This window comes from Collinsella sp. BIOML-A6 (genome assembly GCF_009875845.1).
GTDB lineage: Bacteria > Actinomycetota > Coriobacteriia > Coriobacteriales > Coriobacteriaceae > Collinsella > Collinsella aerofaciens_H.
Window position 1 is genome coordinate 55,835 of sequence record NZ_WWSL01000010.1, and the last position, 24,368, is coordinate 80,202.

16 protein-coding genes, 2 tRNA genes, 3 rRNA genes and 1 pseudogene are annotated in these 24,368 nt (G+C 60.3%); 15 read left to right on the forward strand and 7 right to left on the reverse strand.

Going from position 1 to position 24,368, the window contains the following annotated elements; all coding sequences use genetic code 11:
• Nucleotides 1-86: 86 nt before the first annotated feature.
• The 5 genes and pseudogenes from GT495_RS11085 to GT495_RS04845 form a co-directional block, all read right to left on the reverse strand.
• Nucleotides 87-602: pseudogene (locus tag GT495_RS11085) on the reverse strand (thioester domain-containing protein); the annotation flags it as partial.
• Nucleotides 603-903: 301 nt separating this feature from the next.
• Nucleotides 904-1,782 carry a dihydrodipicolinate synthase family protein gene (locus GT495_RS04830; RefSeq protein WP_161161697.1) on the reverse strand — a complete coding sequence of 293 codons (879 nt, stop codon included), beginning with the start codon at nt 1,780-1,782 and terminating at the stop codon, nt 904-906.
• A 57-nt stretch (nt 1,783-1,839) separates the two neighbouring features.
• Nucleotides 1,840-2,751, reverse strand: a complete 912-nt coding sequence (locus tag GT495_RS04835) for an amidohydrolase (RefSeq protein WP_161161698.1) — start codon at nt 2,749-2,751, stop codon at nt 1,840-1,842.
• 131 nt (nt 2,752-2,882) lie between these two features.
• Nucleotides 2,883-4,016: a PTS transporter subunit EIIC gene (locus GT495_RS04840; protein ID WP_161161699.1), complete on the reverse strand. Its 1,134-nt coding sequence runs from the start codon at nt 4,014-4,016 to the stop codon at nt 2,883-2,885.
• 39 nt (nt 4,017-4,055) lie between these two features.
• Entirely contained in the window at nt 4,056-5,582 is a 1,527-nt protein-coding gene (locus GT495_RS04845; protein WP_161161700.1) for a UxaA family hydrolase, read from the reverse strand.
• A 199-nt stretch (nt 5,583-5,781) separates the two neighbouring features.
• Between GT495_RS04845 and GT495_RS04850 the strand changes: the two genes are divergently transcribed.
• Both GT495_RS04850 and GT495_RS04855 read left to right on the forward strand, forming a co-directional pair.
• Entirely contained in the window at nt 5,782-6,537 is a 756-nt protein-coding gene (locus GT495_RS04850; RefSeq protein ID WP_161161701.1) for an IclR family transcriptional regulator, read from the forward strand.
• Between the two features lie 242 nt (nt 6,538-6,779).
• Nucleotides 6,780-7,235 carry a hypothetical protein gene (locus tag GT495_RS04855; RefSeq protein ID WP_240131357.1) on the forward strand — a complete coding sequence of 152 codons (456 nt, stop codon included), beginning with the start codon at nt 6,780-6,782 and terminating at the stop codon, nt 7,233-7,235.
• Between the two features lie 306 nt (nt 7,236-7,541).
• On the opposite strand, the gene GT495_RS10715 is transcribed toward GT495_RS04855, so the two are convergent.
• Together GT495_RS10715 and GT495_RS11090 are read right to left on the reverse strand one after the other, a co-directional pair.
• Nucleotides 7,542-8,489: an ATP-binding protein gene (locus GT495_RS10715; RefSeq protein ID WP_204986882.1), complete on the reverse strand. Its 948-nt coding sequence runs from the start codon at nt 8,487-8,489 to the stop codon at nt 7,542-7,544.
• Between the two features lie 31 nt (nt 8,490-8,520).
• On the reverse strand, nt 8,521-9,204 hold the full coding sequence (locus tag GT495_RS11090) for an ATP-binding protein (RefSeq protein WP_204986883.1): 684 nt from the start codon (nt 9,202-9,204) through the stop codon (nt 8,521-8,523).
• A gap of 171 nt (nt 9,205-9,375) precedes the next feature.
• Between GT495_RS11090 and GT495_RS04865 the strand changes: the two genes are divergently transcribed.
• From GT495_RS04865 to rrf, 13 genes are all read left to right on the forward strand, one after another.
• A tRNA-Gly gene (locus tag GT495_RS04865) sits at nt 9,376-9,450 on the forward strand.
• Between the two features lie 409 nt (nt 9,451-9,859).
• A complete protein-coding gene (gene purB / locus GT495_RS04870) occupies nt 9,860-11,206 on the forward strand; it encodes an adenylosuccinate lyase (protein ID WP_161161702.1) in 1,347 nt (448 codons plus the stop codon).
• Between the two features lie 129 nt (nt 11,207-11,335).
• Nucleotides 11,336-11,599, forward strand: coding sequence for a TIGR03905 family TSCPD domain-containing protein (locus GT495_RS04875; RefSeq protein WP_152074399.1), 264 nt, complete (start codon nt 11,336-11,338; stop codon nt 11,597-11,599).
• Nucleotides 11,599-12,810, forward strand: a complete 1,212-nt coding sequence (locus GT495_RS04880; RefSeq protein ID WP_161161703.1) for a twin-arginine translocation signal domain-containing protein — start codon at nt 11,599-11,601, stop codon at nt 12,808-12,810. The genes GT495_RS04875 and GT495_RS04880 overlap by 1 nt, the downstream gene beginning before the upstream one ends.
• Before the next feature lie 153 nt (nt 12,811-12,963).
• Entirely contained in the window at nt 12,964-13,686 is a 723-nt protein-coding gene (locus GT495_RS04885) for a response regulator transcription factor (protein ID WP_117735814.1), read from the forward strand.
• A gap of 12 nt (nt 13,687-13,698) precedes the next feature.
• Nucleotides 13,699-15,264 carry a HAMP domain-containing sensor histidine kinase gene (locus GT495_RS04890; RefSeq protein WP_161161704.1) on the forward strand — a complete coding sequence of 522 codons (1,566 nt, stop codon included), beginning with the start codon at nt 13,699-13,701 and terminating at the stop codon, nt 15,262-15,264.
• A gap of 118 nt (nt 15,265-15,382) precedes the next feature.
• Nucleotides 15,383-16,261 (forward strand): phosphoribosylaminoimidazolesuccinocarboxamide synthase, encoded by an 879-nt coding sequence (locus tag GT495_RS04895; protein ID WP_161161711.1) that lies wholly within the window; start codon nt 15,383-15,385, stop codon nt 16,259-16,261.
• Nucleotides 16,262-16,837: a hypothetical protein gene (locus tag GT495_RS04900; protein ID WP_161161705.1), complete on the forward strand. Its 576-nt coding sequence runs from the start codon at nt 16,262-16,264 to the stop codon at nt 16,835-16,837.
• An 88-nt stretch (nt 16,838-16,925) separates the two neighbouring features.
• Entirely contained in the window at nt 16,926-18,206 is a 1,281-nt protein-coding gene (locus GT495_RS04905; RefSeq protein WP_161161706.1) for an aminopeptidase, read from the forward strand.
• A 28-nt stretch (nt 18,207-18,234) separates the two neighbouring features.
• A tRNA-Lys gene (locus tag GT495_RS04910) sits at nt 18,235-18,310 on the forward strand.
• A 946-nt stretch (nt 18,311-19,256) separates the two neighbouring features.
• Nucleotides 19,257-20,762 (forward strand): 16S ribosomal RNA (locus GT495_RS04915).
• A gap of 397 nt (nt 20,763-21,159) precedes the next feature.
• A 23S ribosomal RNA gene (locus tag GT495_RS04920) occupies nt 21,160-24,133 on the forward strand.
• Nucleotides 24,134-24,284: 151 nt separating this feature from the next.
• A 5S ribosomal RNA gene (gene rrf, locus GT495_RS04925) occupies nt 24,285-24,368 on the forward strand; the annotation flags it as partial.

Sequence of the window (24,368 nt, forward strand, 5' to 3'; positions counted from 1 at the left end):
TGGTGTCGACCCTCGCTCGAGACCGGGCCGTGATAACGCCTGGCTCGATGTGGGGCAGCCTTAATGGATCCGGACTTAGCGCTCTCGTAGAGCCAACGTGCGGCCGCTACGGCCTCGGCGTTTTCGTAAAACCTACCGCTCCTGACAACTCCCTTGCTATTTGTATACGAATAGGTGCCGTCGGGGCGTGTGGTTCCGTTGAGCATCCACACGGCAATCTGGGTGGCGGCGCGGGCGAGATCGGGTGACAGATTGTGGCCGCCAAAGGATGTATTGGAGGGATATCCGTGACAGACGATGGCGGCAAATTCGTCAGCGAGCCATGTCCAGCCCTGGTCATATGTGCGCCATGGTCCTCCCGGCTTGCTGGGGCCGGGGCAGTCTTGATTCATGCAGTACGAAATCGAAGTGTCCTGTGCCTCGTATTTTCCGACACCGAAGGGGCCGCAACCGTCGCTTATGGTGCGGAAATTAAGGGCATCACTCCCGTCGACGGCGAGTGCAGCCCCTGGGGCTAGGCAGCCGATCAGAAAAAAGAGGAGCAGGAGCAGCGGACCTGTTGCGATTGCGCTGTGGACAGAGTGCGTGGGTGCGTTGGACATGGCTGCTCCTTATCCCTCGTGCGCCGCACGGGGAGGCCGCGGCGCTTGGGATGAGGCTACCGCCATGGTTCATGCGGGTAAGTACCAGAAGCTGACCAAAAGCTTGCCCGATTTCTGACAAACCGAGCTCAAATACAACAATCAGATAAAAGCGCAGGTAGAAGTAAATGAAAAAGGACCCCCACGGGTCCTCGTCTCCATATATTTATGAAGTTATGGAAATAAATTCATAAATTAAACAAGAAAAAAGATATTTGGATCGATGTGAAGACGATAATCTCACATCGATCCAAATACAAGTCTATGACAGGAGCTGTTCGATTGTTGCCTTTTGGTCATCACTGGCCTGTATGGCAGGATCGAAGATCGCGGTCGAGATCGGAAGACCCTTTATGTTGACCGCTACTTTGATGGCAGATATAAACAAATCGCAGGCGTCGTAGACGGCCATGAGCGACGAGATGCGCTCGGCGCACTCGATGGCGGTCGCGAAGTCGCCTGCCTGGTAGGCGCCGTGCATCCTCACAAAGAGCTCGGGCTCCACGTTGGTGAGGCCACACAGAACACCGTTGCCGCCGCTTGCGCGATTGACCAGGTAGTACTCGTCGAAGCCGGAAAGGACCGAGAACTCGGGGTTGACCTTGCGGACGGCACGGATGACCTTGCGCGTGTGGCTGATGGTGTCGACCGTGTCCTTGATGCCGCAGATATTCGGATGGGCGTCGGCGAGCCTGGTCACGAGCTCGGGCGACAGGTCGGTGCCGGTACGCGCCGGAAAGTTGTATAGCACGACGGGCAGATCGGTGGCGTCTGCGATGCCACCGAAGTACTTTTCGGCAGCGTCGTCGGTGGGCCCGAAGTAGTACGGCGAGACCGCCAGAACCGCGTCGGCACCGGCCTTTTGGGCATAGCGCGTGAGTTCGAGGACGTTGTCGTAGGTGGTGTCACCCACGCCGACGAAGACCTTCATGCGTCCGGCGACCCGCTCGACGGCAAAGTCGACGACCGACTTCTTGTCCTCGAGGCTCACGCTGTAGAACTCGCCGATGCTGCCAAACAACAGCACGCCGTCAATGCCGGCATCGGCGAGGTGGTCCAGGTGCCTGCCCCACAGCTCGTAGTCGATCGTTCCGTCGTCATCGGTGATGGTGATGGAGGGGCAGAAGACTCCCTCAAACATGTGTCGCTCGCTTTCTGGGGTCACACCCCCACGAATCCCTGCACTGCCGAGAAGGACCTAGAGGTGGTAGGCCTTGACGGCGTTATCGTAGAAGACGCCCTGCTTCTCGGCGTCGGTGAAGACGTCGGAGTCCTCGATGAAGCTATAGAGGTCCTTGTAGTCGAACTTGGTGAGGACACAGGGGGAGTCGGTGCCCCAGATGATCTTGTCGGCGCCCAAGACGTCCTTCGCCATCGCAATGTACTTGAGCGCGGTGGGATACGGGTAGGCCTCGGGAGCGACGTTCCAGGGCAGCGCGGAGAGATCGACCCAGACGTTATCGTGGGCGAGGTATGGAAGCGCGCACTTGAGGACGTCGCCGTCCTCAAGGGACGGGGCGAGCAGGTGGCAGACGACAATGTGCAGGCCGGGGTACTTCTTGGCCAGGCGATACACGGCCTCGGGCTGGCAGCTGGACTGGTTGGGGCTGCCGATGTCGAGCACCAGGGTGGCGTCCTCGACCTGGGCGATCCTGTCGATGAGGACCGTCATCTCGGGGCCGTCGACCGCGAAATCGCGGTGGTAGCCGGAAAGGCCGCCGCCCACAGAGACCTCAAACTTGAAGACGTGAGCGTGCAGATCGTTGATGAAGTGCTCGAGGATCTGCTGGGCGCAGCGGCAGAAGGGGTCGAGCATGACTGCGGCCTTGAAGCGGTCAGGGTATTTCTCGGCACATTCCATGGCGTACTCGTTCTGCAGGCCGTACAGGACGCCCTGCAACAGGATGGCCTTCTCGACGTCATTCTCGTCCATGACGTCCATGAAGGTCTCGACGAGGTACTCTTTGTCCCCCTTGCCCTCGGGGATGATGCGGAACTCTTCGCCGGTGGCCCAGCGACAGTTGCCGTTGCCCAGGGGGCGCAGCTCTCCGGCCTTGCCCATGGAGCCGATGTGGTCAAAGACGTGGGCGTGTGCGTCGATCTTCTTCATTTTGTTCTCCTTACGTCAAACAATGCCTAATGGATATATGGTCAGTGACGGATACGCTTTGCTGCCAGGTGGGTACCACCTCCAGTCGAACCCGCAGGCGCGGGACATAGAGTGGCCTTGCAATCCGGACGCTAGGCGGACTGCTCCTCGGCCTCCATCTCCTCTTCGGTCACGTCGTCGATTGGGACGAAGAGCGTGAACAGGAAGGCGAGACCAAAGGCGATCGCCAGCGAGATGCAGAAGGGAACGAACGCGCGGCTCATGAAGACGGGCAGCGTGGTGAGCGCGGGCAGGGCGAAGGCGGTGCCGGCGCAACCGAACAGGCCTGCCACGGCGGAGCCAATGCCGCCGGCGACGCATGCGCAGACCATGGGCTTCTTGAGGCGCAGGTTCACGCCGTACATCGCGGGCTCGGTGATGCCCAGCAGCGTGGTGAGCGAGGCGGAGATCGCCTGGGAGCGGAACTTCTTGTTCTTGGTCTTGAGGGCGACGGCGAGCGCGGCACCGCCCTGGGCGAAGATCGCGCCGCCGAACAGGGCCATGATAGTGTCGAAGCCGTAGACTGCGACGTTGTTCATGGCAATGGGGAACAGGGCCCAGTGCAGGCCGAGGATGACGAGGAACGGCTGGAACGCGCCGATCAGCGCGCCGGCGACGAGCGGCGAGAGGCTGTAGACGGCCTCGTAGCCCTGCGCGAGCCAACCGCCCACGATGGTGCCGAGAGGGCCGAAGACGGCCAGGGTGAGCGGGACGATGACGATGATCGTGATAGGCGGCGTGAACAGGCCGCGGAAGGTCTCGGGGATGATCTTGCAGCAGGCCTTCTGGACCCAGCTCGCGCAGTAGATGGCAAGAAGGATGGGGATGACGGAGCTGGAGTACGTCGCCTTCGAGAGCTCGAGGCCAAACAGGTAGACGGGCGCGTCCGCCGCCATAATGGTGGTGATGGACGGATACACCAGGATGCAGCCGAGAAGGACGGCGGTCACCGTGTCAACATCGAAGCGCTTTGACGAGGTGTAAGCAAGAAACACCGGGATGAAGTAGAACAGCGAGTCGGCCATCGCGTTGAGGATCGCATACGTGGTCGAGTCGTCGGTGACCATGCCCGAGACCTGCAGAAGCGTCAGGATGCCCTTGAGGATGCCGACGGAGACGAGCAGGTTGATGATCGGGAGGAAGAACGAGGACAGCAGGTCGATGACCGCGTTGACACCGCGCTGGAACGCGTTGGGCGTCTTTTCGGGGGCTTGCGTGGTTGTCACGGTTTCTCTCCTTTCTGGAGCGTCCTGTCAGACGCTGGCCTACATATAGTTGCAGATGTGCGGAAGGGCGGTCTCGGTATAGCCAAGGACCTCGGCGCAGACCTTGCGGCCGTTGCAGACGGCAATGATGTCGTCGAGCATCCTGTCGCGCATCTCTTCCATGGACTCGGGGCCGTAGATCGTCGGGCTCGCGTCGAGGTCGGTGTTGTCCTTCATGACCTCATAGGTGCGCTTGTTGGCGGTCAGGCGATAGACGGGCGCGATGGCGTTTCCGGTGGGGGTACCGAGGCCGGTCGAGAAGACTACGAGCTGGCAGCCGCCGGCGATGATGCCGCCCACGCTAGAGGGGTCGTTGCCGGGAGTGTCCATCACGACGAGTCCCTCGTGCGGCTTGAGCTGTGCTGCATACGGATAGACGGCGTTGAGGGGGCTGTGGCCACCCTTGTGCACGCAGCCGAGGGATTTCTCCTCGAGGGTCGTGAGTCCGCCGGCCATGTTTCCGGGGCTGGGGTTGCCCTCGCGCATCTCGGCACCGAACATCTGGACGTACTTCTCGTAGTCGTAGACGATCTTGAGGATGTCGTCCGAAACTCGCTCGTCCTTCGCGCGGCGGGCGAGGATGTGCTCGGCGCCAAAGAGCTCGGGAGTCTCGCACAGAACGGAGGTGGCGCCATGGTTGACGAGCCAGTCGGAGACCTCGCCGACCAGCGGGTTGGAGCCCAGGCCGCTCGAGGGATCGGAGCCGCCGCAGTTGGTGCCTAAGATGAGCTCGGAGATGTCAGTGGGCTCGCGGACACACCGGTCTGCCTCGGCGACCATCTTGCGGGCAAGGCGCGTGCCCTCCTCGATTGCCCTGATGGAGCCACCGACCTTCTGGATGACCAGGGTCTCGATGGGCTTGTTGGTGCGCTCACGAATCGCGTCGACCACGATGTCGTTCTGGCAGCCCTCGCAGCCCAGGGAGACGCAGACGATGCCGTAGATATTGGGGTTTGCGGCATAGCCGGCAAGCGCGGCAATGGTCACCTTTTGGTCGCAGTCGACCTGCGAGCAGCCATTCTGGTTGTGGAAGGAGATGCAGCCCTCGACCGCGTTCGCGATCCTCTCCGTGGTGTCGGAGGCACAGATGCTTGTGGGAAGGATCAGGACGTGGTTGCGGATGCCGACACGACCGTCCGGGCGATGGTAGCCCATGAAGGTGCGTGTGTCCTCTGCGGACGAGGAGGTCTTGGTGGCGACGGAGTTGGTGTCGGCGACGACGGAGTCCTTCAGGTCGTCGGAGCTGGCGCAGTTGTGCGTATGAACATGCTGTCCGCGCTTGATGTCCGTGGTGGCCACACCGATGAACTCGCCATACTTGACGACCTTCTCACCCTTGGGGATGTTCACGAGGGCAATCTTGTGGAACAGCGGGATGTCGTCGGTCGCGGTAACGCTAGTCAGCGTGCCGTCCGGCATGGGATAGCGGGCCTCGGCGCCCGCCTCCAGTTGATAGGTGGCGACAGCGACGTTGTCCCTCTGATCGATGACAACGGCGTTTTGGCCTTGGCTTACAACGTCTGGCATGTTTCCTCCCTATGTCCACTTGAATGGCGTTCGTAAATACGAACGCCATTCGTTATACGGAACAGTATATATGAAATGCTAAAGACCCCACACGGGCCCGCCGCGAATGGTTTTGGTTGGCCGGTGAACGGTTGCTTTAAGGGGCACGCCGCTATACTTACGGGGAAAGTCTGGGCGTTAATGAACAAGGAGCGTTGCCATGCCCTCGCGATATAATCCTGCTGGCCACCGTTCTACCCTGCGGGTTCTATCAATCTTCGAAGCCCTTTCGGCTACAAAGAGCGGACTTACCATGGCGGAGATATGCCGCATTGTCGGCGCTCCAAAGAGTAGCCTCTTCTCGATCTTGCACACCATGGCCGATTCAGATTACGTTAGTTATGACGAGACTACCGGCAGGTATTCGATTGGGCTTAAGACGTATCTGCTGGGCAAGGCATTCGATCGTGAGAGCGGGGGATTGTCCTCTTTTGAGACAGCCATGCGAAAGGTTGTCGCATCGTGCGGAGAGACCTGTCAGCTCGGTGTGCTCGACCACGGCCGTGTCCTCTATATTTCGCGCGTTGATTCTCCCCAGCACATCCGTCTTTCATCGGAAATCGGTAAGACCCTTCCTGCGCACTGCACGGCGATTGGAAAGGCGATTCTATCTCGATGGGATGAGGAGTTGGTTCGCTCGCTGCTTCCTGTTCCATTCGAAAAAACGACTGAGCATGCGGTAAAACACATGGATGACCTGATGCGGCAGCTCGAAGAGGTCCGACGGTGTGGTTTTGCATATGATCATCAGGAGATGGCAGAAGGGGTTGAGTGCATCGCCGTTCCCATAGAAAAAGGCGGGCGTCTCTATGGTTTAAGCGTTTCGGTCCCTGCGTATCGTTTTGACACTGAGGTGCAAAACGGGGTAGAACACGCGCTTTCGGATGCCAGGGACCAGTTGGAGCGCGTTTCGTAGGCTTTTGCGCCGCAGTGCGCGGTGCGCGATTGCAGGTTGATTATCAATCTCAACGCAACAGCCGGAACGGATGCCGCGTTTTCGCAGCTAACGCAACGCGGAAATAGCTCACGGCACCTGGCCGTCGTCTCGTTTTCTCAGGTGGAGGGGCTGTGGAGGCCGGTGCCCCCACGCTGCCGCGGCATGCTCCGCCGACCCGCCGCGCAGCCGCTCCGGACTCAGCGCAACGGGCCCTCCGGCCCATGCCCCGGCGCGGCTCGCGCAAGATAAAGGCGTCGCCCGGGAGGCCGGGCGTCACCGTCAGCCGGCACCGGCCCTGCCGCGTCATGGGGGAGAACGGCCTGGTCGGCGCATGCGGCGGGAAGAGGTTCAAGGTGCACCCCGGGGCGGCCGACGGGGCCGACGTGCCGAGCGTCGTCGCGCGCGGCTTCGGCGGCAGATCGCCGCGCACCCATATATGCGGCGACCTGGCCTACGCGCGCGTCGGGGCCTCGTGGAGCTGCGCCCGCCTGCTCGTCGACCCCTGCAACAGGGAGATCGTCGGCCACTCCGCCGGGCCCGGGAAGGACGCCCGGCCGGTCAAGTCGGCGTTCGCGACGCCCTCCTTCCCCATCTCGGACATCGAGGTCTTCCACACGGACCGCGGCAGCGAGTTCGACAACGCCGAGATCGACCTGATGCTCGAGGCCTTGGCGTAGAGAGGTCGCCGTCGGCCAAGGGCCGCCCCCCACGACAGCGCCGTCGACGAGTCGACCGACGGGATACCGAGGGCCGAGCTCGTCCACCGCGAGACGTTCGGCACGACGCGAGAGCCCCGTCCTCTTCGCGGACGTGGTCAACGAGACCCCTTGCAAACCGGATCGACACGCGGCGCTTGAGGGGGAATCCGGATTAGTCCGGATAAATCTGACAATGCGTATCCGCACCTTTACCTGCGGTTCCTTCCTTCAGATGGCCTGAAGATGCAGTAAATGGCCGTCTAGTTCGGATAGATCCGACGCGAATTATCCGAGGGCCCATCCCTTGTTCTCGCCCTTGGACTCGTAATGGATAACGCGGTCCTTTCGTAGCTTGCCGAGGAGGTTTTTGACCTTGTTCCGTCTCTGGTCATCGTTCAGCTCCGAGGAGAGCGATGGGAAAACGATCGCGTCGATGGTAGCGCGGCCCGCATGCCCGTGCTTTTTCAGGTAGTCGGTGATGAGGGCGCAGCAGTACTCGTCGGACTGGCCTCGGACCCTGATGTATTCCGCCCGCGTGCCGGTTGCCTCCGCCACCTCGGCCGCCACCCTGAGGTGGGGTCTTCTTCCCTCCACGAGTCCCTTGTTACGAAGGCGCCTCAATGCTACATCAGAGATGAGATGGCCCTTCTGGACCCGATCGAGCGCGAGCACGTCTTCGAATGGGAGCTCGGTGTCCTGCATAAGCAATCTCGTGTAGCCCTCGTCGACTACGCGCCCATAAATGGTCAGCTTCACTTCTCGGGGATCGCTCAGGTCGTAGTCGGGCAGGGGGAGGTATCGGTTGGCCTGCGAGCGGTTCATCCGCTCGATCCCGTATCCGAGATGGTCGATCATGTTCAGCTGTGTCATCGCCTGGATGAGGGTCGGATTCCGGTAGCTCCTGGGCATGTGCCCCTCCAGCGCGTACTCGTCGGGGACGCCCTCGAAGAAGGACCCGACGCTGGTGAACTCGAGTCGGTCTGGGTATTCCGTGACGCTGATTCTCGAGTGCTTCGTGTAGTCCTGGTGCGCTATGCAGTTGTGCATGGCCTCGAGCACGCTGCCCTGGTCGTACTTCTCGACCTCCCGCTGGATCAGCTCGCCCGGGGGCAAGAGCCGGATCTTGATGTTGCGGATCCTCGAGTAGAGTCTTGTCGTGGAGAGGATGAAAGGGATACCGAAGTGCTCGTAGGCGTGCTCCTGCCCGACGAGCTTCCAGGTGAGCTCGGCCATGAGGGGAGAGAGCAGGTAGGACGCCTCCGGTTTACCGAGAAGGAGGATGCAGGCGCGCGTGATGCCGCGTTTCGTGACGAGGCCGGCGTGCCTGAGAAACTCCTCGTCGGTCCAGGACTCGATTGTCTCGGTGGGGATACGCGAGGCGTTGTGCTCGGCGAAGCCCCTCCTGGCGACGGCGATTGCCTCCGGTGAGAGGTCGGAGGGCTCTGCGTCTTCGACGATCTGTGCAGTCCATCAGATGACTTTGGGAGCGGATTGCATCGATCTTGTCGAGAGCAAGGGGCTCCGTGTTCTCTCCAGCGCGGCCGTACCAGTGTCCTTTCCATGCAATCGGTATTCCCTTTGGGGCGGAGGGAATTTCGAACATGAGGACCCGTCCGTTCGGATGAGAAACCGTCCTGACGCTTCGGAAGGTGGTGCTCGGATCGGTGTCGTCATTTATCTGACGCTTGAGGGAATCGATGCGCCTCGGGTCGGTACCGTACCCTGTTCCGACAACCGCCCTGGTCTTGTTCTTGACCCCGAACACCAACCATCCGGATTCCAAGTCGGCGAGGTTGGCCTCGTTGCTTAGGGCCGAGACATAGCGACCGATCCTGTCGGTATCGAAATCATTACTCGCCTCTTTGAACTCGATGGTCTCGTTTTCCCAATTGTCTATGAGGGAGTCGAGCAGCTTGAGGTTGTCTTCGTTCGTAGATTCTCTGGGCACGGGAGTCTCCAAAAAGTAAGTGGTTTATCTAATTATAAGAAAGATCGGGGGTTTAGTGATGAAGTTGCCAATCAAGGCAGGCTTTCCAACGCCCCGGACGGGAAATGACGCCTTGCCGCCTCAGGTGGTGCGGGATATACTTATCGGACGGCCAGAGATGGCTCATATCTTGCGGGCGTCGCCAAGCGGTAAGGCCCCAGCTTCCCAAGCTGGTATCCGCGGGTTCGAATCCCGTCGCCCGCTCCAGAGACTCGGACGCCGGTTCTCCGCACGGAGGGCCGGCGTTTTGATTCCCCAGTCTCCTCCGAAATATTCCGAACTTTTCCGAACGAGCGTCTCTTTAGGAAGACATTTCGCTAAAATACCAGCTAGATATAGTAGTTCTTGGAAGGATTCGATGATGCGGGTAACAGCTTCCCAAGTTGACGCTCGCGGGTTCGAGCGTTAAATAAACGCGAAGCGTTTATAGCGAGCAGGCAAGGTCGCCGATAGGCGACCGCAGCCGGTGCGGATTTGCGAAGCAAATACGCGGACGTCCTCATGGTCGCTCTATGCTTCAAAATGTTAGGTTAATGCCCGTTATCGTTACTCGCACCCGCGCACGGTACAATGGTTGGGTTACGACCAACGTGCCAATAACCAAAAAGGAGCCGCTATGATCGATCGCTATACCCGCCCGGAGATGGGACACATCTTCTCCCTCGAGAATAAGTACGCCATTTGGCAGGAGATTGAGGTCCTGGCCTGCGAGGCCCAGGCGGAGCTCGGCAAGATCGGTATTTCCAAAGAAGAGGCCCAGTGGATTCGCGACCACGCCAACTTTGAGAAGGCAAAGGTCGACGAGATCGAGGAGGTCACGCGCCACGATGTCATCGCCTTCCTGACCAACATGAAGGAATATATCGACGCCGATGTTCCCGAGGGCGAGCCCAAACCTAGCCGCTGGGTTCACTACGGTATGACCAGCTCCGACCTGGGTGATACGGCTCTGTGCTATCAGCTTACTCAGGCGTGTGACCTGATTATCGAGGACGTTAAGAAGCTTGGCGAGATCTGCAAGCGTCGCGCCTTCGAGGAGCGCAATACGCTCTGCGCCGGCCGCACCCATGGTATCCATGCCGAGCCGATGACCTTCGGCATGAAGTTTGGCTCTTGGGCATGGGAGCTCAAGCGCGATCTCGATCGTCTTGAGGACGCACGCAAGAACGTTGCCTTCGGTGCCATCTCCGGTGCCGTCGGCACCTACAGCTCCATCGAGCCGTTCGTCGAAGAGTGCGTCTGCGAGCACCTGGGCCTGGTCCACGATCCGCTGTCCACGCAGGTCATCAGCCGCGATCACCACGCCTACCTTGCCGGCGTGCTTGCTACTACGGCGGCCACCTGCGAGCGCATCGCGACCGAGGTCCGCAACCTACAGAAGACCGATACGCTCGAGGCCGAGGAGCCTTTCCGCAAGGGCCAAAAGGGCAGCTCCGCCATGCCGCACAAGCGCAACCCCATCACCATGGAGAAGGTCTGCGGCCTGTCGCGCGTCGTGAAGTCAAACGCCCAGGTTGCCTTCGATAACGTCGCCCTGTGGCACGAGCGTGACATTTCGCACTCCTCTGCCGAGCGTGTCGCCCAGGCCGATAGCTTCATCGCACTCGACCACATGTTCCAGTGCCTCATCCGCGTTATTGACGGCCTGCAGCTGTACCCTGCCCGCATGATGGCCAACCTCAATAAGACCCGCGGCCTCATCTTCTCCTCCAAGGTGCTGCTCGCCCTCGTCGACACGGGCATCACCCGCGAGGACGCGTACGCCATTGTGCAGGAGAACGCCATGGCAACCTGGCACGAGGTACAGGATTGTGTCTCCGGCCCCACCTTTAAGGAACGTCTCGAGGCCGATCCGCGCTGCACCGTCAGCCAGGAGAAGCTCGACGAGATCTTTGATCCGTGGGACTTCCTCACTCGTATCGACACAGTCTTTGATCGTCTGGAGCAGCTGAGCTTCGAGTAGGTTCGGGCATAACATTAGCTTTTTAGGGCGCTTTGCTGGTAATGTGTGTTGCCGGCAAAGCGCCTCGTTGCATTTAGGGAAAGACGGGGATAATAGACGTCTGAAATTGCTTTACGAGAGGGGAACGCAATGATTAGTTTTGACTACAAGCCTCAAGGTGTATGTTCTCGCAATATCCACCTTGACCTTTCCGATGACGGCAGCAAGGTGCTGGGCGTCGAGTTTACCGGCGGCTGCGATGGCAACCTCAAGGCCATCTCCAGGCTGGTCGAGGGCGCTCCCACCGATCGCGTAATCGAGGTTCTCGCCGGTAATACCTGCGGTATGAGAAAGACCTCATGCGCCGATCAGCTCACACGCGCCATCGAAGCCGCTCGCGCAGAGATCGCCTAATGGGCATCGCCGATCGCTTTAAGAATGGAATAACGCGTCGAGGTTTTGTGCTGGGTGGAGCCGCTACCGGTGCTGCTGCCGTACTGGCCGGTTGCTCGAAAAAAACGGGCACGAGTGATGACGCCGCTGGCGAGCCGCAGGTTATCAAGGACGACTCAAAGATTGTCTCGATCACTGATGAGTACGAAGCTGTTGATATCGATCTTGAGCCCGCGGCTTCGTGGACACTGCCGCTGGGCACGCTGCTGTACTACTGCGACGGCGACTACGCTGCCGCGATGATGGCGCCTGCCTCTGCCCTGCATGCCAATACACTGGGTGTGCTCAACCTGGGCGATGGCTCGCTTACCACACTTATCGAGGATCCCGTTGAGGGAACCGGTTATGCGTTTTACGACGTTCGCGCGGGTGATGGCGTGTTTGCGTGGGTCGAGATGAACTTTGCCAATGCGTCTTGGAAACTCTATGCGCAAAACCTTGCAGGCTCCTCCCTTACCGGCAATGCTGTCGAGCTCGACCGCGGTGGCAAAAACTACGATCCGCCGCTCTTCGCAGCGTATGGGTCGTCGGTCATCTGGTATAAGATGCCTTCGTCCGGCGGCACCAAGACGAGTAACGATTCGTATTGCTACCGTCAGTCGCCCAGCGAGTCCAAGCCTGAGACTATTTGGAAGTCGACGGGCCGCTTCGCATCCGCCCCGCGTGTGAGCGACGGCATCCTGACCATCTCGCCCCGCGTGCACAATGATGAGGGCGTCTATTACGGGATGACGGCGATCGACCTGACTGACGGCAACAACACGAAGAGAGCTCAGCTGGTGCTTCCTTCGTCGGTTTCGCCTTTCGAGGCCGTGTATATGGGCGACACCTTCGTGTTCTCCATTGAGGCGACGTATAGCGGTGTGGGTGGCCTGGGCAATATGGGCACCTATATCGGTAACGAGGGTGGGCCGTACCTCTTCCTTTCGCGTGAGCCGCTCGCGTGCGCTGCGGGAAGGAAAAATAAATACCTGGTTAAAGTTCAGGCGTCGCATTTTTTGATTGACACTTCGGCTAAGACCTACGGCTCGCTTCTGTCGCCCGACCGAGCCCTAGAGTATGGCGATTATCCTGCTACGGCGGGTAAATCGAATTCGTTCTTAACGTACGCAACGGTGCGTAACAGCCAGGGAATTCCCGAGACGGTCACCGCTCGCTTGTTCTCTCTTTAGTCTCCAAGGGGTTAAAAAGGCGCCGGCAGGGGAATAAGCGCGTTGTGATTATGAGTACCGCCCGTCGAGCTATCGCACCCATGCGATACCCGGTGGGCTCAGGTGCGTTAAAATGAGCTTGTTCTTAGCTAATTGAGACAGGGGGGCCGTGTTATGGCTTCAGATGCAAAAAAGATTCTGCTGGTCGAGGATGAGAAGGCAATCCGTGACGCTGTCGCTGCCTATCTCGAGCGCGAGGGCTATTGGGTTGTGGGCGTGGGCGACGGCCAGTCTGCTATCGAGGAGTTCGAGAAGCATCAGTTCGACCTGGTCGTGCTCGACCTCATGCTCCCCAAGATTCCCGGCGAGCGCGTTTGCCGCACCATTCGCGACACCTCGGATGTCCCCATCATTATGCTGACGGCCAAGGGCGAGATCGAGGACCGTATTATCGGCCTCGAGCTCGGTGCCGACGACTACCTGATCAAGCCGTTCTCGCCGCGCGAGCTTGTCGCGCGCGTACGCGCCTTGTTCCGCCGTGCCCACCAGGCCGATGAGCCGGCCGTCGAGGTGCTCGACTTTGGCGATCTGGTCATTGACATCTCGGGCCACAAGATTTTGGTCGAGGGCAAGGAAGTTGACCTGACGGCCTCCGAGTTCAAGCTGCTCACCACGCTTGCCCGTCACCCCGGCCGCGTCTACAACCGCATGGAACTGGTCGAGAAGGTGCTCGGCTACGACTTTGAGGGTTACGAGCGCACCATCGACAGCCACGTGAAGAACCTTCGCGCCAAGCTGGGCGACGACCCCAAGAAGCCCAAGTGGCTCTACACCGTCCACGGTGTCGGCTATCGCTTCGAGGCTCCGACCAAGACCGATAAGTCGGACGAGAAATAAAGGAAATCACATATGACACCTGCGCGCTTTGAAATCGGGCAAAAGCATAAGCAGGAGAACGAGGCGGGTTCCAAGGCTAGTTGGAACACGCCTCGTTCCGATTCACGGCCAACGATGAGCTATCCCTCGCGCATGGCCCTGGCTTTTGCCCTGACATCGCTCATGACGGTACTGGTGCTGGTGGGCGTAGTCTCCGTTGTATGGGGCACGGTTTTTACGGATTACACGCGCTCCAATATTGTCGAAATCGCCAATTCCGCCGCCGAAAAGCTTGCGACGTCGTATGAGGAAAACGGCAATTGGACCGCGGGGGAGCTGCGTACGGTTGCGACATCGAGCTTGGTGTCCGACGATCTTGGTATGCAGGTCGTCAATAAAAAGGGCGTCATCGTCTACGACGACTCGTGGCCCTCGGCAAGTGCTACTGCCGATGTACGCGAAAATCAGGCGACGACCGACGGTACGAGCGGAAAGAAGGCGTCGCACAGCCCAGTCTCGTCTGCTCCCACCGATTCCAATAGTGTTGCCAACGTTGAGATCGTGACGTCCTCCGGCGAGCACGTGGGTCAGGTCAAATTGTGGGCGATTGGCTCCGATGCCCTGCTCACCAAGGCAGACTCAGCATTCAGAGAGAAGACCTTTAACGCCATGGCCCTTGCCGCGGTTGTGGCTGTCTGCATCTCGGTCGTTATCGGAGCGCTCATGTCGCGCATGCTCACCAAGCCGATTCATCGTATTACCAGCACCGCCAAGCAGATTCGCGATGGAGACCTGTCCGCTCGTACGGGCTTGCGCGGCGATGATGAGATCGATCAGCTGGGTGAGACCTTCGACGAGATGGCCACCTCACTCGAAAAGGATATGAAGCACGAGAAGCGCCTGACCTCTGATGTTGCCCACGAGCTGCGCACGCCGCTCATGGCCATGCTGGCAACGGTCGAGGCCATGCAAGACGGTGTGTATCCCACCGACGACGAACACCTGGAGACGGTCGCATCCGAGACACGTCGTCTGGCCCGTCTGGTGCAGCAGATGCTCGACCTGTCGCGCATGGAAAACAGTACCGCGCCGCTCAACCTGGAGCCGGTGGATATGGTGCCGTTTGTGCGTTCGATTGTGAATGGCCAAGAGCGCCTGTTTGCCGACCGTGACCTGCGTTTGCGCTTTGCAGATGAAACTCAGGGGCATGACGATGTCGTCGAAGCCGATCCCGATATGATCACGCAATGTGTCATCAACCTCATGAGTAACGCCATGCGCTATACCCCCGAGGGGGGTTGGGTCGTGGTGTCGGTGCTCAGCGACCGCAAGCACGTCGATATCGCGGTTTCGGATACGGGCATCGGTATCGCCAAGGATGATTTGTCGCGCATCTTCGGCCGCTTTTGGCGTGCCGACGCCAGTCGCGCCCGCGAGGCGGGCGGCCTGGGCGTGGGCCTTGCCGTGACCAAGCAAATCGTCGAGCGCCATCATGGCTACATTTCCGTGGAGTCGGAGCTTGGAAAGGGTACGACTTTTACGATTCATCTGCCTCGCGAGCACACGGCGGACGCGGCATCTACTACAATGGAGCACTAGCTTTTCGCTACTCGGTGAAGGAGGGGTTTCGTCCCTGCCGCTCCGAGTTTGCGAAAACATGCGGGAAAGAACCCGCATTATTGTCGTATTTTGGTAAGGAGTGACTCACGTGACAACGATGGAGCGTCGTCCGGATTCCCGTGGCAAGGTTCGTGATATCTATGATGCCGGTGACAACCTGCTGATGGTCGCCACCGACCGCATTTCTGCGTTCGACTTCATTCTTCCCGACGAGATTCCGTTTAAGGGAGAGGTGCTCAACCGCATCTCGGCATTCTGGTTTGATAAGTTTGCCGACATCGTCCCCAACCACCTTGTCTCCATCGACCCGGCAGATTTCCCCGAGGAGTTTGCCGAGTACCGTGACTATCTCGCTGGCCGCGCCATGCTGGTCAAGAAGGCCCAGACGATTCCTATCGAGTGCATCGTTCGCGGCTATCTGACCGGCTCGGGCAAGAAGACCTATGACGAGAACGGCACCGTCTGCGGCATTCAGCTGCCCGAGGGTCTGACCGAGGCCTCCAAGCTTCCCGAGCCGCTGTTCACGCCGTCCACGAAGGCCAAGATCGGCGACCACGATGAGAACATTTCGTTCGAGCGTTGCTGCGAGATCGTGGGTGAGGATATCGCCGCGCAGATTCGCGACCTGTCCCTCAAGATTTACAAGGCCGCTGCCGAGTACGCCGCGACTCGTGGCATCATCATCGCCGACACCAAGTTTGAGTTTGGTGTCATCGATGGCAAGGTTACGCTGATCGATGAGTGCCTCACGCCCGACTCCAGCCGTTTCTGGCCTGCCGCCAGCTACGAGGAGGGTAAGATTCAGCCCAGCTACGACAAGCAATTCGTCCGCAATTGGCTCAAAGCCAACTGGGATATGACGGGGGAGACCCCGCACCTGCCCGCCGAGGTCATCGATGGCACGTCCGAGCGCTATCGCGAGGCCTTCCAGATCATCACGGGCTCCCAGTTCACAAGCATGAAGGAGAACGCATAAGTGAGTACCCGTAGCGCCACGAACAAGCGCACACAATCCCACGAAGTTACCGGGGTTGCGCGCAAGTCCGCCGCATCTGCTAAACCCGCCCGCCAGGCAGCGAGCTCCGTTCGCGTCGTGCCGGCTTCGTCTAAAGCTCGCCGCAAAGAGCTCGAGAAGGGCGAAAACCTGGAAGGCCTTTCCAAGGAGGAGAAGCGCGCCCGCAAAGCTAAGCAGCGTGCTCGCGAGGATCGCATCTACACGGTGTCGAACATTCTCCTCAAGCAGGACGAGGACTACACCAAGCGCCGTCGTATCTGGTGGGCCGTGCTCGCCATTGGAATGGTGCTCATCGTGGCAATTTGGGCTTCGTTTCACTTCGCTCCCGGCGGCACGGTGTCCAGTCCCGTCCAGATGGTCGGCATCGTTTTGTCCTATGTCATCATTCTGGGTGACTTTATCTACGACTTCGTTCGTATCCGTCCCCTGCGCAACGTGTACCGCACGCAGGCCGAGGGTATGTCCGAGAATAAGCTCAACACTCTTATCGAGCGCTCGGCTGCCGAGGAGGACAAGAAGGATTCCAAGAAGAAGTAGCGTTTGTATCCATACATATCGCTAAGATATAAGGCGCGTCGTTTTTGCGGCGCGCCTTTTACTGTTCTATAGATAGATGGAGTGGCACATGATTCGAGCTGCCCTGACGGTCGAAGAGGCTCTGGAGGGCATGAAGGCCCTGGAGCCCAAGATTAAAAACTATGCGCGCCTGGTCGTCCGCAAGGGCGTAAACGTCAAGCCCGGCCAGGAGGTTGTCGTTCAGTCTCCGGTCGAGTGCGCGCCGTTTGCGCGCGTGGTGGTCGCGGAGGCCTATGCTGCCGGCGCCGGCCACGTGACGGTCATTTGGGCCGATGATGCCGTGACGAGGCTCACGTACGGGCATGTCGAGAAAAGCTATTTTGAGCAGACGCCCGAGTGGAAGCGCCTGCAGCTGGATTCCCTGGCCCAGGACGGTGCCTGCTTTATCTTTATCGAGGGTGCGGACCCTGCCGCCCTTAAGGGCATCGATCCCGCTAAGCCTGCTGCGGCTTCTAAGGCAAGGAACACGCAGTGCAAGGTCTTCCGCCGTGGACTGGACTACAACATCAACCCGTGGTGCATCGCTGGCGCTCCGGTCGTGGCATGGGCGCGCGAGGTGTTCCCGGGAGACGCCGATGAGGTTGCAATCTATAAGCTGTGGAATGCGATTCTGCACACCGCTCGTGCCGATGGCCAGGACCCGGAGAGCGACTGGGAGCTTCATGACGCAGCGTTCGAAAAGAACTTGCGCTTCCTGAACGACAATCGTTTTGACCGGCTGCATTACACCTCGGCAAATGGAACCGATCTGACGATTGGCATGACGAAGGGTCACGAGTGGGCCGGCGGCAAGGGTAAGACGCCCGATGGACATCCCTTCTTCCCCAACATCCCCACCGAGGAGGTCTTCACCTCGCCTGATCGTATGCGTGCCGACGGTATCGTGTATTCGGCCATGCCGCTCATTCACCACGGTAACAAGGTTGACGATTTTTGGATTAAGTTCGAGGCCGGCCGCGTGGTGGACTACGACGCCCGCGTGGGCAAGGCAACGCTCGCAAGTATCATCGATACTGACGAGGGCGCTGCTCACCTGGGAGAGGTCGCGCTCATTTCCAAGAACACGCCGATCCGCGAAAGTGGTGTTCTGTTCTACGATACGCTCTATGACGAGAACGCTAGCTGCCATCTCGCGCTAGGTGTCGGTTTCCCCGAATGCATCGAGGGTGGGTATGACATGTCCAAGGAGGAGCTCCTGGAGCATGGTATTAACGTCTCGAGCACGCACGTCGATTTTATGATCGGCACGGACGACATCGATATTACGGGCATTACGCCTGATGGACGTGAAGTTGTGATTTTCCAGAACGGCCAATGGAGTTGGGAATAGTCCCAGACCGTGGTACAATGCCACCCGCGGGCCGTTAGCTCAGCTGGCAGAGCAGGGGACTTTTAATCCCAAGGTCCAGGGTTCGAACCCCTGACGGCCCACCATAGAAAAGAAAGCGATCGACTTCGGTTGGTCGCTTTTTTGTTGTCAAGGCATGGGTTCGAACCCGTCGGGGCGCGGAGCTGAGTAAACGCGTGAGCGTTTGCCAGCGCAGCGCGCAAGGCGCGAAGCGCCGCAGCGGCCGCCTGCGGAGCAGGCTGAACCCCTGACGGCCCACCATAGAAAAGAAAGCGATCGACTTCGGTTGGTCGCTTTTTTGTTGTCAAGGCATGGGTTCGAACCCGTCGGGGCGCGGAGCTGAGTAAACGCGTGAGCGTTTGCCAGCGCAGCGCGCAAGGCGCGAAGCGCCGCAGCGGCCGCCTGCGGAGCAGGCTGAACCCCTGACGGCCCACCATAGAAAAGAAAGCGATCGACTTCGGTTGGTCGCTTTTTTGTTGCCGCGGCACGGGTTCGAACCCGAACTTCTCTATATATAAGAACGCTTGGCGAACAAAACCTGCCTTTTACCGACGGGAAACAAATGGTTGATGGTTTTGGAGTAAAGTGGCGCTCAAGAGATGACCGATGTCTTAACACCTATAAACCAGCTGGTCATCGCCAATATCAGAAGCTGCTGCTTCGAATACGGCCTCAGTGAAGCAACTGAGGGTTCTATTCATTTGTGAACAAAATATGGAGTGCGGGATTCCCGCCCGCGGGGGCCCTCCGGTCTGGCAATATATCTCCTTGCCGCGCGGCCCGGTCGGACCGGATCAGCCGCGCAGGCGTGCACCTTGAGAACCGGATACTGCGAGGATGGACACACACGATGTGTCGCATCCGGGCAGACATCGAACCATTTGAAATGGTCTAACTTGGATTTGTTTTTCGCAAGGCCGCCGAGAGGCGGCCCCGAGAAATTCCTTTTCCTATAGTAAAACCATATGAATCGAACGGAACCGATCAGCGAATGACTGAGAGGACCGGACGGGCTCGAAGCCCAGAATATTTTGGACGGAGAGTTCGATCCTGGCTCAGGATGAACGCTGGCGGCGCGCCTAACACATGCAAGTCGAACGGCACCCACCTCCGGGTGGAAGCGAGTGGCGAACGGCTGAGTAACACGTGGAGAACCTGCCCCCTCCCCCGGGATAGCCGCCCGAAAGGACGGGTAATACCGGATACCCCGGGGTGCCGCATGGCGCCCCGGCTAAAGCCCCGACGGGAGGGGATGGCTCCGCGGCCCATCAGGTAGACGGCGGGGTGACGGCCCACCGTGCCGACAACGGGTAGCCGGGTTGAGAGACCGACCGGCCAGATTGGGACTGAGACACGGCCCAGACTCCTACGGGAGGCAGCAGTGGGGAATCTTGCGCAATGGGGGGAACCCTGACGCAGCGACGCCGCGTGCGGGACGGAGGCCTTCGGGTCGTAAACCGCTTTCAGCAGGGAAGAGTCAAGACTGTACCTGCAGAAGAAGCCCCGGCTAACTACGTGCCAGCAGCCGCGGTAATACGTAGGGGGCGAGCGTTATCCGGATTCATTGGGCGTAAAGCGCGCGTAGGCGGCCCGGCAGGCCGGGGGTCGAAGCGGGGGGCTCAACCCCCCGAAGCCCCCGGAACCTCCGCGGCTTGGGTCCGGTAGGGGAGGGTGGAACACCCGGTGTAGCGGTGGAATGCGCAGATATCGGGTGGAACACCGGTGGCGAAGGCGGCCCTCTGGGCCGAGACCGACGCTGAGGCGCGAAAGCTGGGGGAGCGAACAGGATTAGATACCCTGGTAGTCCCAGCCGTAAACGATGGACGCTAGGTGTGGGGGGACGATCCCCCCGTGCCGCAGCCAACGCATTAAGCGTCCCGCCTGGGGAGTACGGCCGCAAGGCTAAAACTCAAAGGAATTGACGGGGGCCCGCACAAGCAGCGGAGCATGTGGCTTAATTCGAAGCAACGCGAAGAACCTTACCAGGGCTTGACATATGGGTGAAGCGGGGGAGACCCCGTGGCCGAGAGGAGCCCATACAGGTGGTGCATGGCTGTCGTCAGCTCGTGTCGTGAGATGTTGGGTTAAGTCCCGCAACGAGCGCAACCCCCGCCGCGTGTTGCCATCGGGTGATGCCGGGAACCCACGCGGGACCGCCGCCGTCAAGGCGGAGGAGGGCGGGGACGACGTCAAGTCATCATGCCCCTTATGCCCTGGGCTGCACACGTGCTACAATGGCCGGTACAGAGGGATGCCACCCCGCGAGGGGGAGCGGATCCCGGAAAGCCGGCCCCAGTTCGGATTGGGGGCTGCAACCCGCCCCCATGAAGTCGGAGTTGCTAGTAATCGCGGATCAGCATGCCGCGGTGAATGCGTTCCCGGGCCTTGTACACACCGCCCGTCACACCACCCGAGTCGTCTGCACCCGAAGTCGCCGGCCCAACCGAGAGGGGGGAGGCGCCGAAGGTGTGGAGGGTGAGGGGGGTGAAGTCGTAACAAGGTAGCCGTACCGGAAGGTGCGGCTGGATCACCTCCTTTCTAGGGAGATACGTTCTTAGAGAGACATACTTTAACTCGAATGGAGGGCAGGAGCCCGTCCGGTTGATGTCGCCCGCGATGGAGTCCCCGCAGCACCCGGTCCCCGGGGTCGCACCCGCGTACCTTGAGAGCCGCATAGCGATAGGAGAGAGATGGAAGAGTATCCTCTTCCAGACTCGATTCTTTTCTGCGATTAAATCAAGAATGATAGCAATCATTCATCCGATCCAAACAAGAGGAATTCACTTATATATGAGTGAGGAGCATCTGATCGCGAGCACAGTGAAGACACTGTGCCGCGGTATGAGATACCCGAATTGCGACATACGAGCGCTATTCATGATATCGATTAATTTTTATTAGCGACACGTGGATATCCCGCGGGCCCGATGCGGTCCCGCAAGATACCACGGGCGCACGGCGGATGCCTTGGCACAGGGAGCCGATGAAGGACGCGGCAAGCTGCGATAATCCCCGGCGAGGAGCACACATCCTTCGACCCGGGGGTCTCCGAATGGGCGAACCCATCCGTAGCAGTACGGATATCCCCCCGCTGAACACATAGGCGGGGGGAGGACGACCCGGGGAACTGAAACATCTAAGTACCCGGAGGAGAGGAAATCAATCTCGAGACTCCCCGAGTAGCGGTGAGCGAAAGGGGACCGATGGCCAAACCGTCGAGCGGGCATACCCGGCAGGGGTTCCGCCGGCGGGGTTGCAGGGCCGCGCATCCGGGGGCTGCCGCCCCCGGGCGCAGGTCCGGCTGGGGAGCGGAACGGCATGGGAGGGCCGGCCGCAGCGGGTGACAGCCCCGTACGCGAACCCAGACCGGACGGCGCGACGCGGTCCCTGAGTAGGGCCGGGCACGTGAAACCCGGTCCGAACCTGGGTGGACCACCATCCAAGCCTGAGTACTACCCTGTGACCGATAGCGCACCAGTACCGTGAGGGAAAGGTGAAAAGCACCCCGGGAGGGGAGTGAAACAGTACCTGAAACCGTGCGCCCACGAGCAGTCGGAGCACCCTTGTGGTGTGACGGCGTGCCTTTTGTAGAATGAGCCAGCGAGTCGCTGGCGCGGGGCGAGGTTAACCGAGAGGGAGCCGGAGCGAAAGCGAGCCTTAACAGGGCGACTTGAGTCCCGCGCCGCGGACGCGAAGCCGGGTGAGCTATCCGTGGGCAGGCTGAAGCGGGGGTAAGACCCCGTGGAGGGCCGAACGCACGTCGGTTGAAAACGGCGGCGATGACCTGCGGATAGGGGTGAAAGGCCAATCAAACCCGGAGATATCTCGTTCTCCCCGAAATAGCTTTAGGGCTAGCGTCGCGCGTTCACCGCCGGAGGTAGAGCACCGGATGGACGAGGGGGCTTCGCCGCCTACCGAATCCAACCGAACTCCGAATGCCGGCGGCCCAGAGCGCGGCAGTCAGAGCATGTGGGCTAAGCTGTGTGCTCGAGAGGGAAACAGCCCGGACCGCCCGCTAAGGTCCCCAAGTTCCAGCCGAGTGGCAAAGGATGTGCGTCCGCCCAGACAACCAGGATGTTGGCTTAGAAGCAGCCATGCATTCAAAGAGTGCGTAACAGCTCACTGGTCGAGTGGACATGCGCCGACAATACACGGGGCTAAGCTGGACACCGAAGCGGCGGGATTTTACCTAAGTAGAATCGGTAGGGGAGCTTCCCATGGGCGGGGAAGCCGGAGGGCGACCGACGGTGGAGCGCATGGGAGTGAGAATGCTGGCATGAGTAGCGAGAGACGAGAGAGTAACTCGTCCGCCGTGAACCCGAGGTTTCCTGGGCAAGGCTAATCCTCCCAGGGTCAGTCGGGGGCTAAGGCGAGGCCGGGAGGCGTAGCCGACGCGCAGCAGGCAGACATTCCTGCACCGCGCACGCGGCGCTACGACCGACGGGGCGACGGATGGGGGTGGCTCGGCGGGGTTCTGGACGTCCCCGTGATGGAGCGCGGCCCGCGGACCAGGGAAATCCGGTCCGCAGAAGGGCGAGGCTCCGGACGAAGCGATTGAGCGAAGCGAGTGAGCCCGAGGTCCCTAGAAAAACCCCTAGGCAGGCGCGTGCGCGCCCGTACCGCAAACCGACACAGGTGGGTGGGTAGAACATACCGAGGCGATCGGGTCAACCATGGTCAAGGAACTCGGCACAATGGCCCCGTAACTTCGGGAGAAGGGGTGCCCGCGCGTACGTGAACCGGCTTGCCCGGGGAGCGGAGGCGGGCCGCAGTGGAGAGGCCCAAGCGACTGTTTACCAAAAACACAGGACTCTGCAGAAGCCGCAAGGCGACGTATAGGGTCTGACGCCTGCCCGGTGCCGGAAGGTCACGCGGAGGAGTTAGCCGCAAGGCGAAGCCCCGAAGCCAAGCCCCGGTAAACGGCGGCCGTAACTATAACGGTCCTAAGGTAGCGAAATTCCTTGTCGGGTAAGTTCCGACCTGCACGAAAGGCGCAACGACTTGGGCGCTGTCTCGACCATGGACCCGGTGAAATTGCACTGGTCGTGAAGATGCGACTTACCCGCGGAAGGACGGAAAGACCCCGTGAACCTTCACTGCAGCTTGGCATTGGCCGCTGGTCCCGCGTGTAGAGGATAGGCAGGAGGCATCGATCCGGAGGCGCCAGCCCCCGGGGAGCCGCCCTTGGAATACTGCCCCCGCGCGACCGGCGTCCTAACCCGAGGCCGTCGACCGGCTCGGGGACCGTGCCAGGCGGGCAGTTTGACTGGGGCGGTCGCCTCCTAAAGGGTAACGGAGGCGCGCGAAGGTCCGCTCGGGACGGTCGGCAACCGTCCTTTTGAATGCAAGAGTACAAGCGGGCTTGACTGCGAGGCCCACGAGCCGAGCAGGTGCGAAAGCAGGCTCTAGTGATCCGGCGGCCCCGAGTGGGTGGGCCGTCGCTCAACGGATAAAAGGTACTCCGGGGATAACAGGCTGATCTTGCCCAAGAGTCCACATCGACGGCAAGGTTTGGCACCTCGATGTCGGCTCATCGCATCCTGGGGCTGGAGCAGGTCCCAAGGGTACGGCTGTTCGCCGTTTAAAGCGGTACGCGAGCTGGGTTCAGAACGTCGTGAGACAGTTCGGTCCCTATCCTCCGTGGGCGCAGGAGAATCGATGGAGGCTGCCCCCAGTACGAGAGGACCGGGGTGGACGCACCTCCGGTGAACCGGTTGTCGACCAACGGCACGGCCGGGTAGCCGCGTGCGGCGCGGATAACCGCTGAAGGCATCTAAGCGGGAAGCCGTTCCAGGGATTAGTTCTCCTTCCGGTAAGGGCCCAGGTAGACTACCTGGTCGATAGACGGCAGGTGCAAGGCTGGCGACAGCCTCAGCCGAGCCGCACTAATCGCCCGAGCTCTTCCGGAACCGCATCTCGCGGCCCGCGGGACCGAGCGCTCCATGCGCGGTCCGGGCACGAGGATGCCCCCGAGTCAGTTTCTTTCCTATGCGCCATGCGGCCCCCAGGGCACGTGTAAAGTGAGACCCAGGACACCGTAACGGTGGGCGCCGCCCACCGGTCAGCGGCCAGAGCATGGGGGGCACGCCCGGTCCCGTTCCGAACCCGGAAGCTAAGCCCCATCGCGCCGAGAGTACTGCGGGG

Bases quoted from the DNA above. Each gene is read 5' to 3' on its own strand.
- GT495_RS04830 (WP_161161697.1), bottom strand. From the start codon at position 1,782: ATGTTTGAGGGAGTCTTCTGCCCCTCCATCACCATCACCGATGACGAC.
- GT495_RS04835 (WP_161161698.1), bottom strand. From the start codon at position 2,751: ATGAAGAAGATCGACGCACACGCCCACGTCTTTGACCACATCGGCTCC.
- GT495_RS04845 (WP_161161700.1), bottom strand. From the start codon at position 5,582: ATGCCAGACGTTGTAAGCCAAGGCCAAAACGCCGTTGTCATCGATCAG.
- GT495_RS04850 (WP_161161701.1), top strand. From the start codon at position 5,782: ATGCCCTCGCGATATAATCCTGCTGGCCACCGTTCTACCCTGCGGGTT.
- GT495_RS04855 (WP_240131357.1), top strand. From the start codon at position 6,780: ATGCCCCGGCGCGGCTCGCGCAAGATAAAGGCGTCGCCCGGGAGGCCG.
- GT495_RS10715 (WP_204986882.1), bottom strand. From the start codon at position 8,489: ATGGCCGAGCTCACCTGGAAGCTCGTCGGGCAGGAGCACGCCTACGAG.
- purB (WP_161161702.1), top strand. From the start codon at position 9,860: ATGATCGATCGCTATACCCGCCCGGAGATGGGACACATCTTCTCCCTC.
- GT495_RS04875 (WP_152074399.1), top strand. From the start codon at position 11,336: ATGATTAGTTTTGACTACAAGCCTCAAGGTGTATGTTCTCGCAATATC.
- GT495_RS04880 (WP_161161703.1), top strand. From the start codon at position 11,599: ATGGGCATCGCCGATCGCTTTAAGAATGGAATAACGCGTCGAGGTTTT.
- GT495_RS04885 (WP_117735814.1), top strand. From the start codon at position 12,964: ATGGCTTCAGATGCAAAAAAGATTCTGCTGGTCGAGGATGAGAAGGCA.
- GT495_RS04890 (WP_161161704.1), top strand. From the start codon at position 13,699: ATGACACCTGCGCGCTTTGAAATCGGGCAAAAGCATAAGCAGGAGAAC.
- GT495_RS04895 (WP_161161711.1), top strand. From the start codon at position 15,383: ATGGAGCGTCGTCCGGATTCCCGTGGCAAGGTTCGTGATATCTATGAT.
- GT495_RS04905 (WP_161161706.1), top strand. From the start codon at position 16,926: ATGATTCGAGCTGCCCTGACGGTCGAAGAGGCTCTGGAGGGCATGAAG.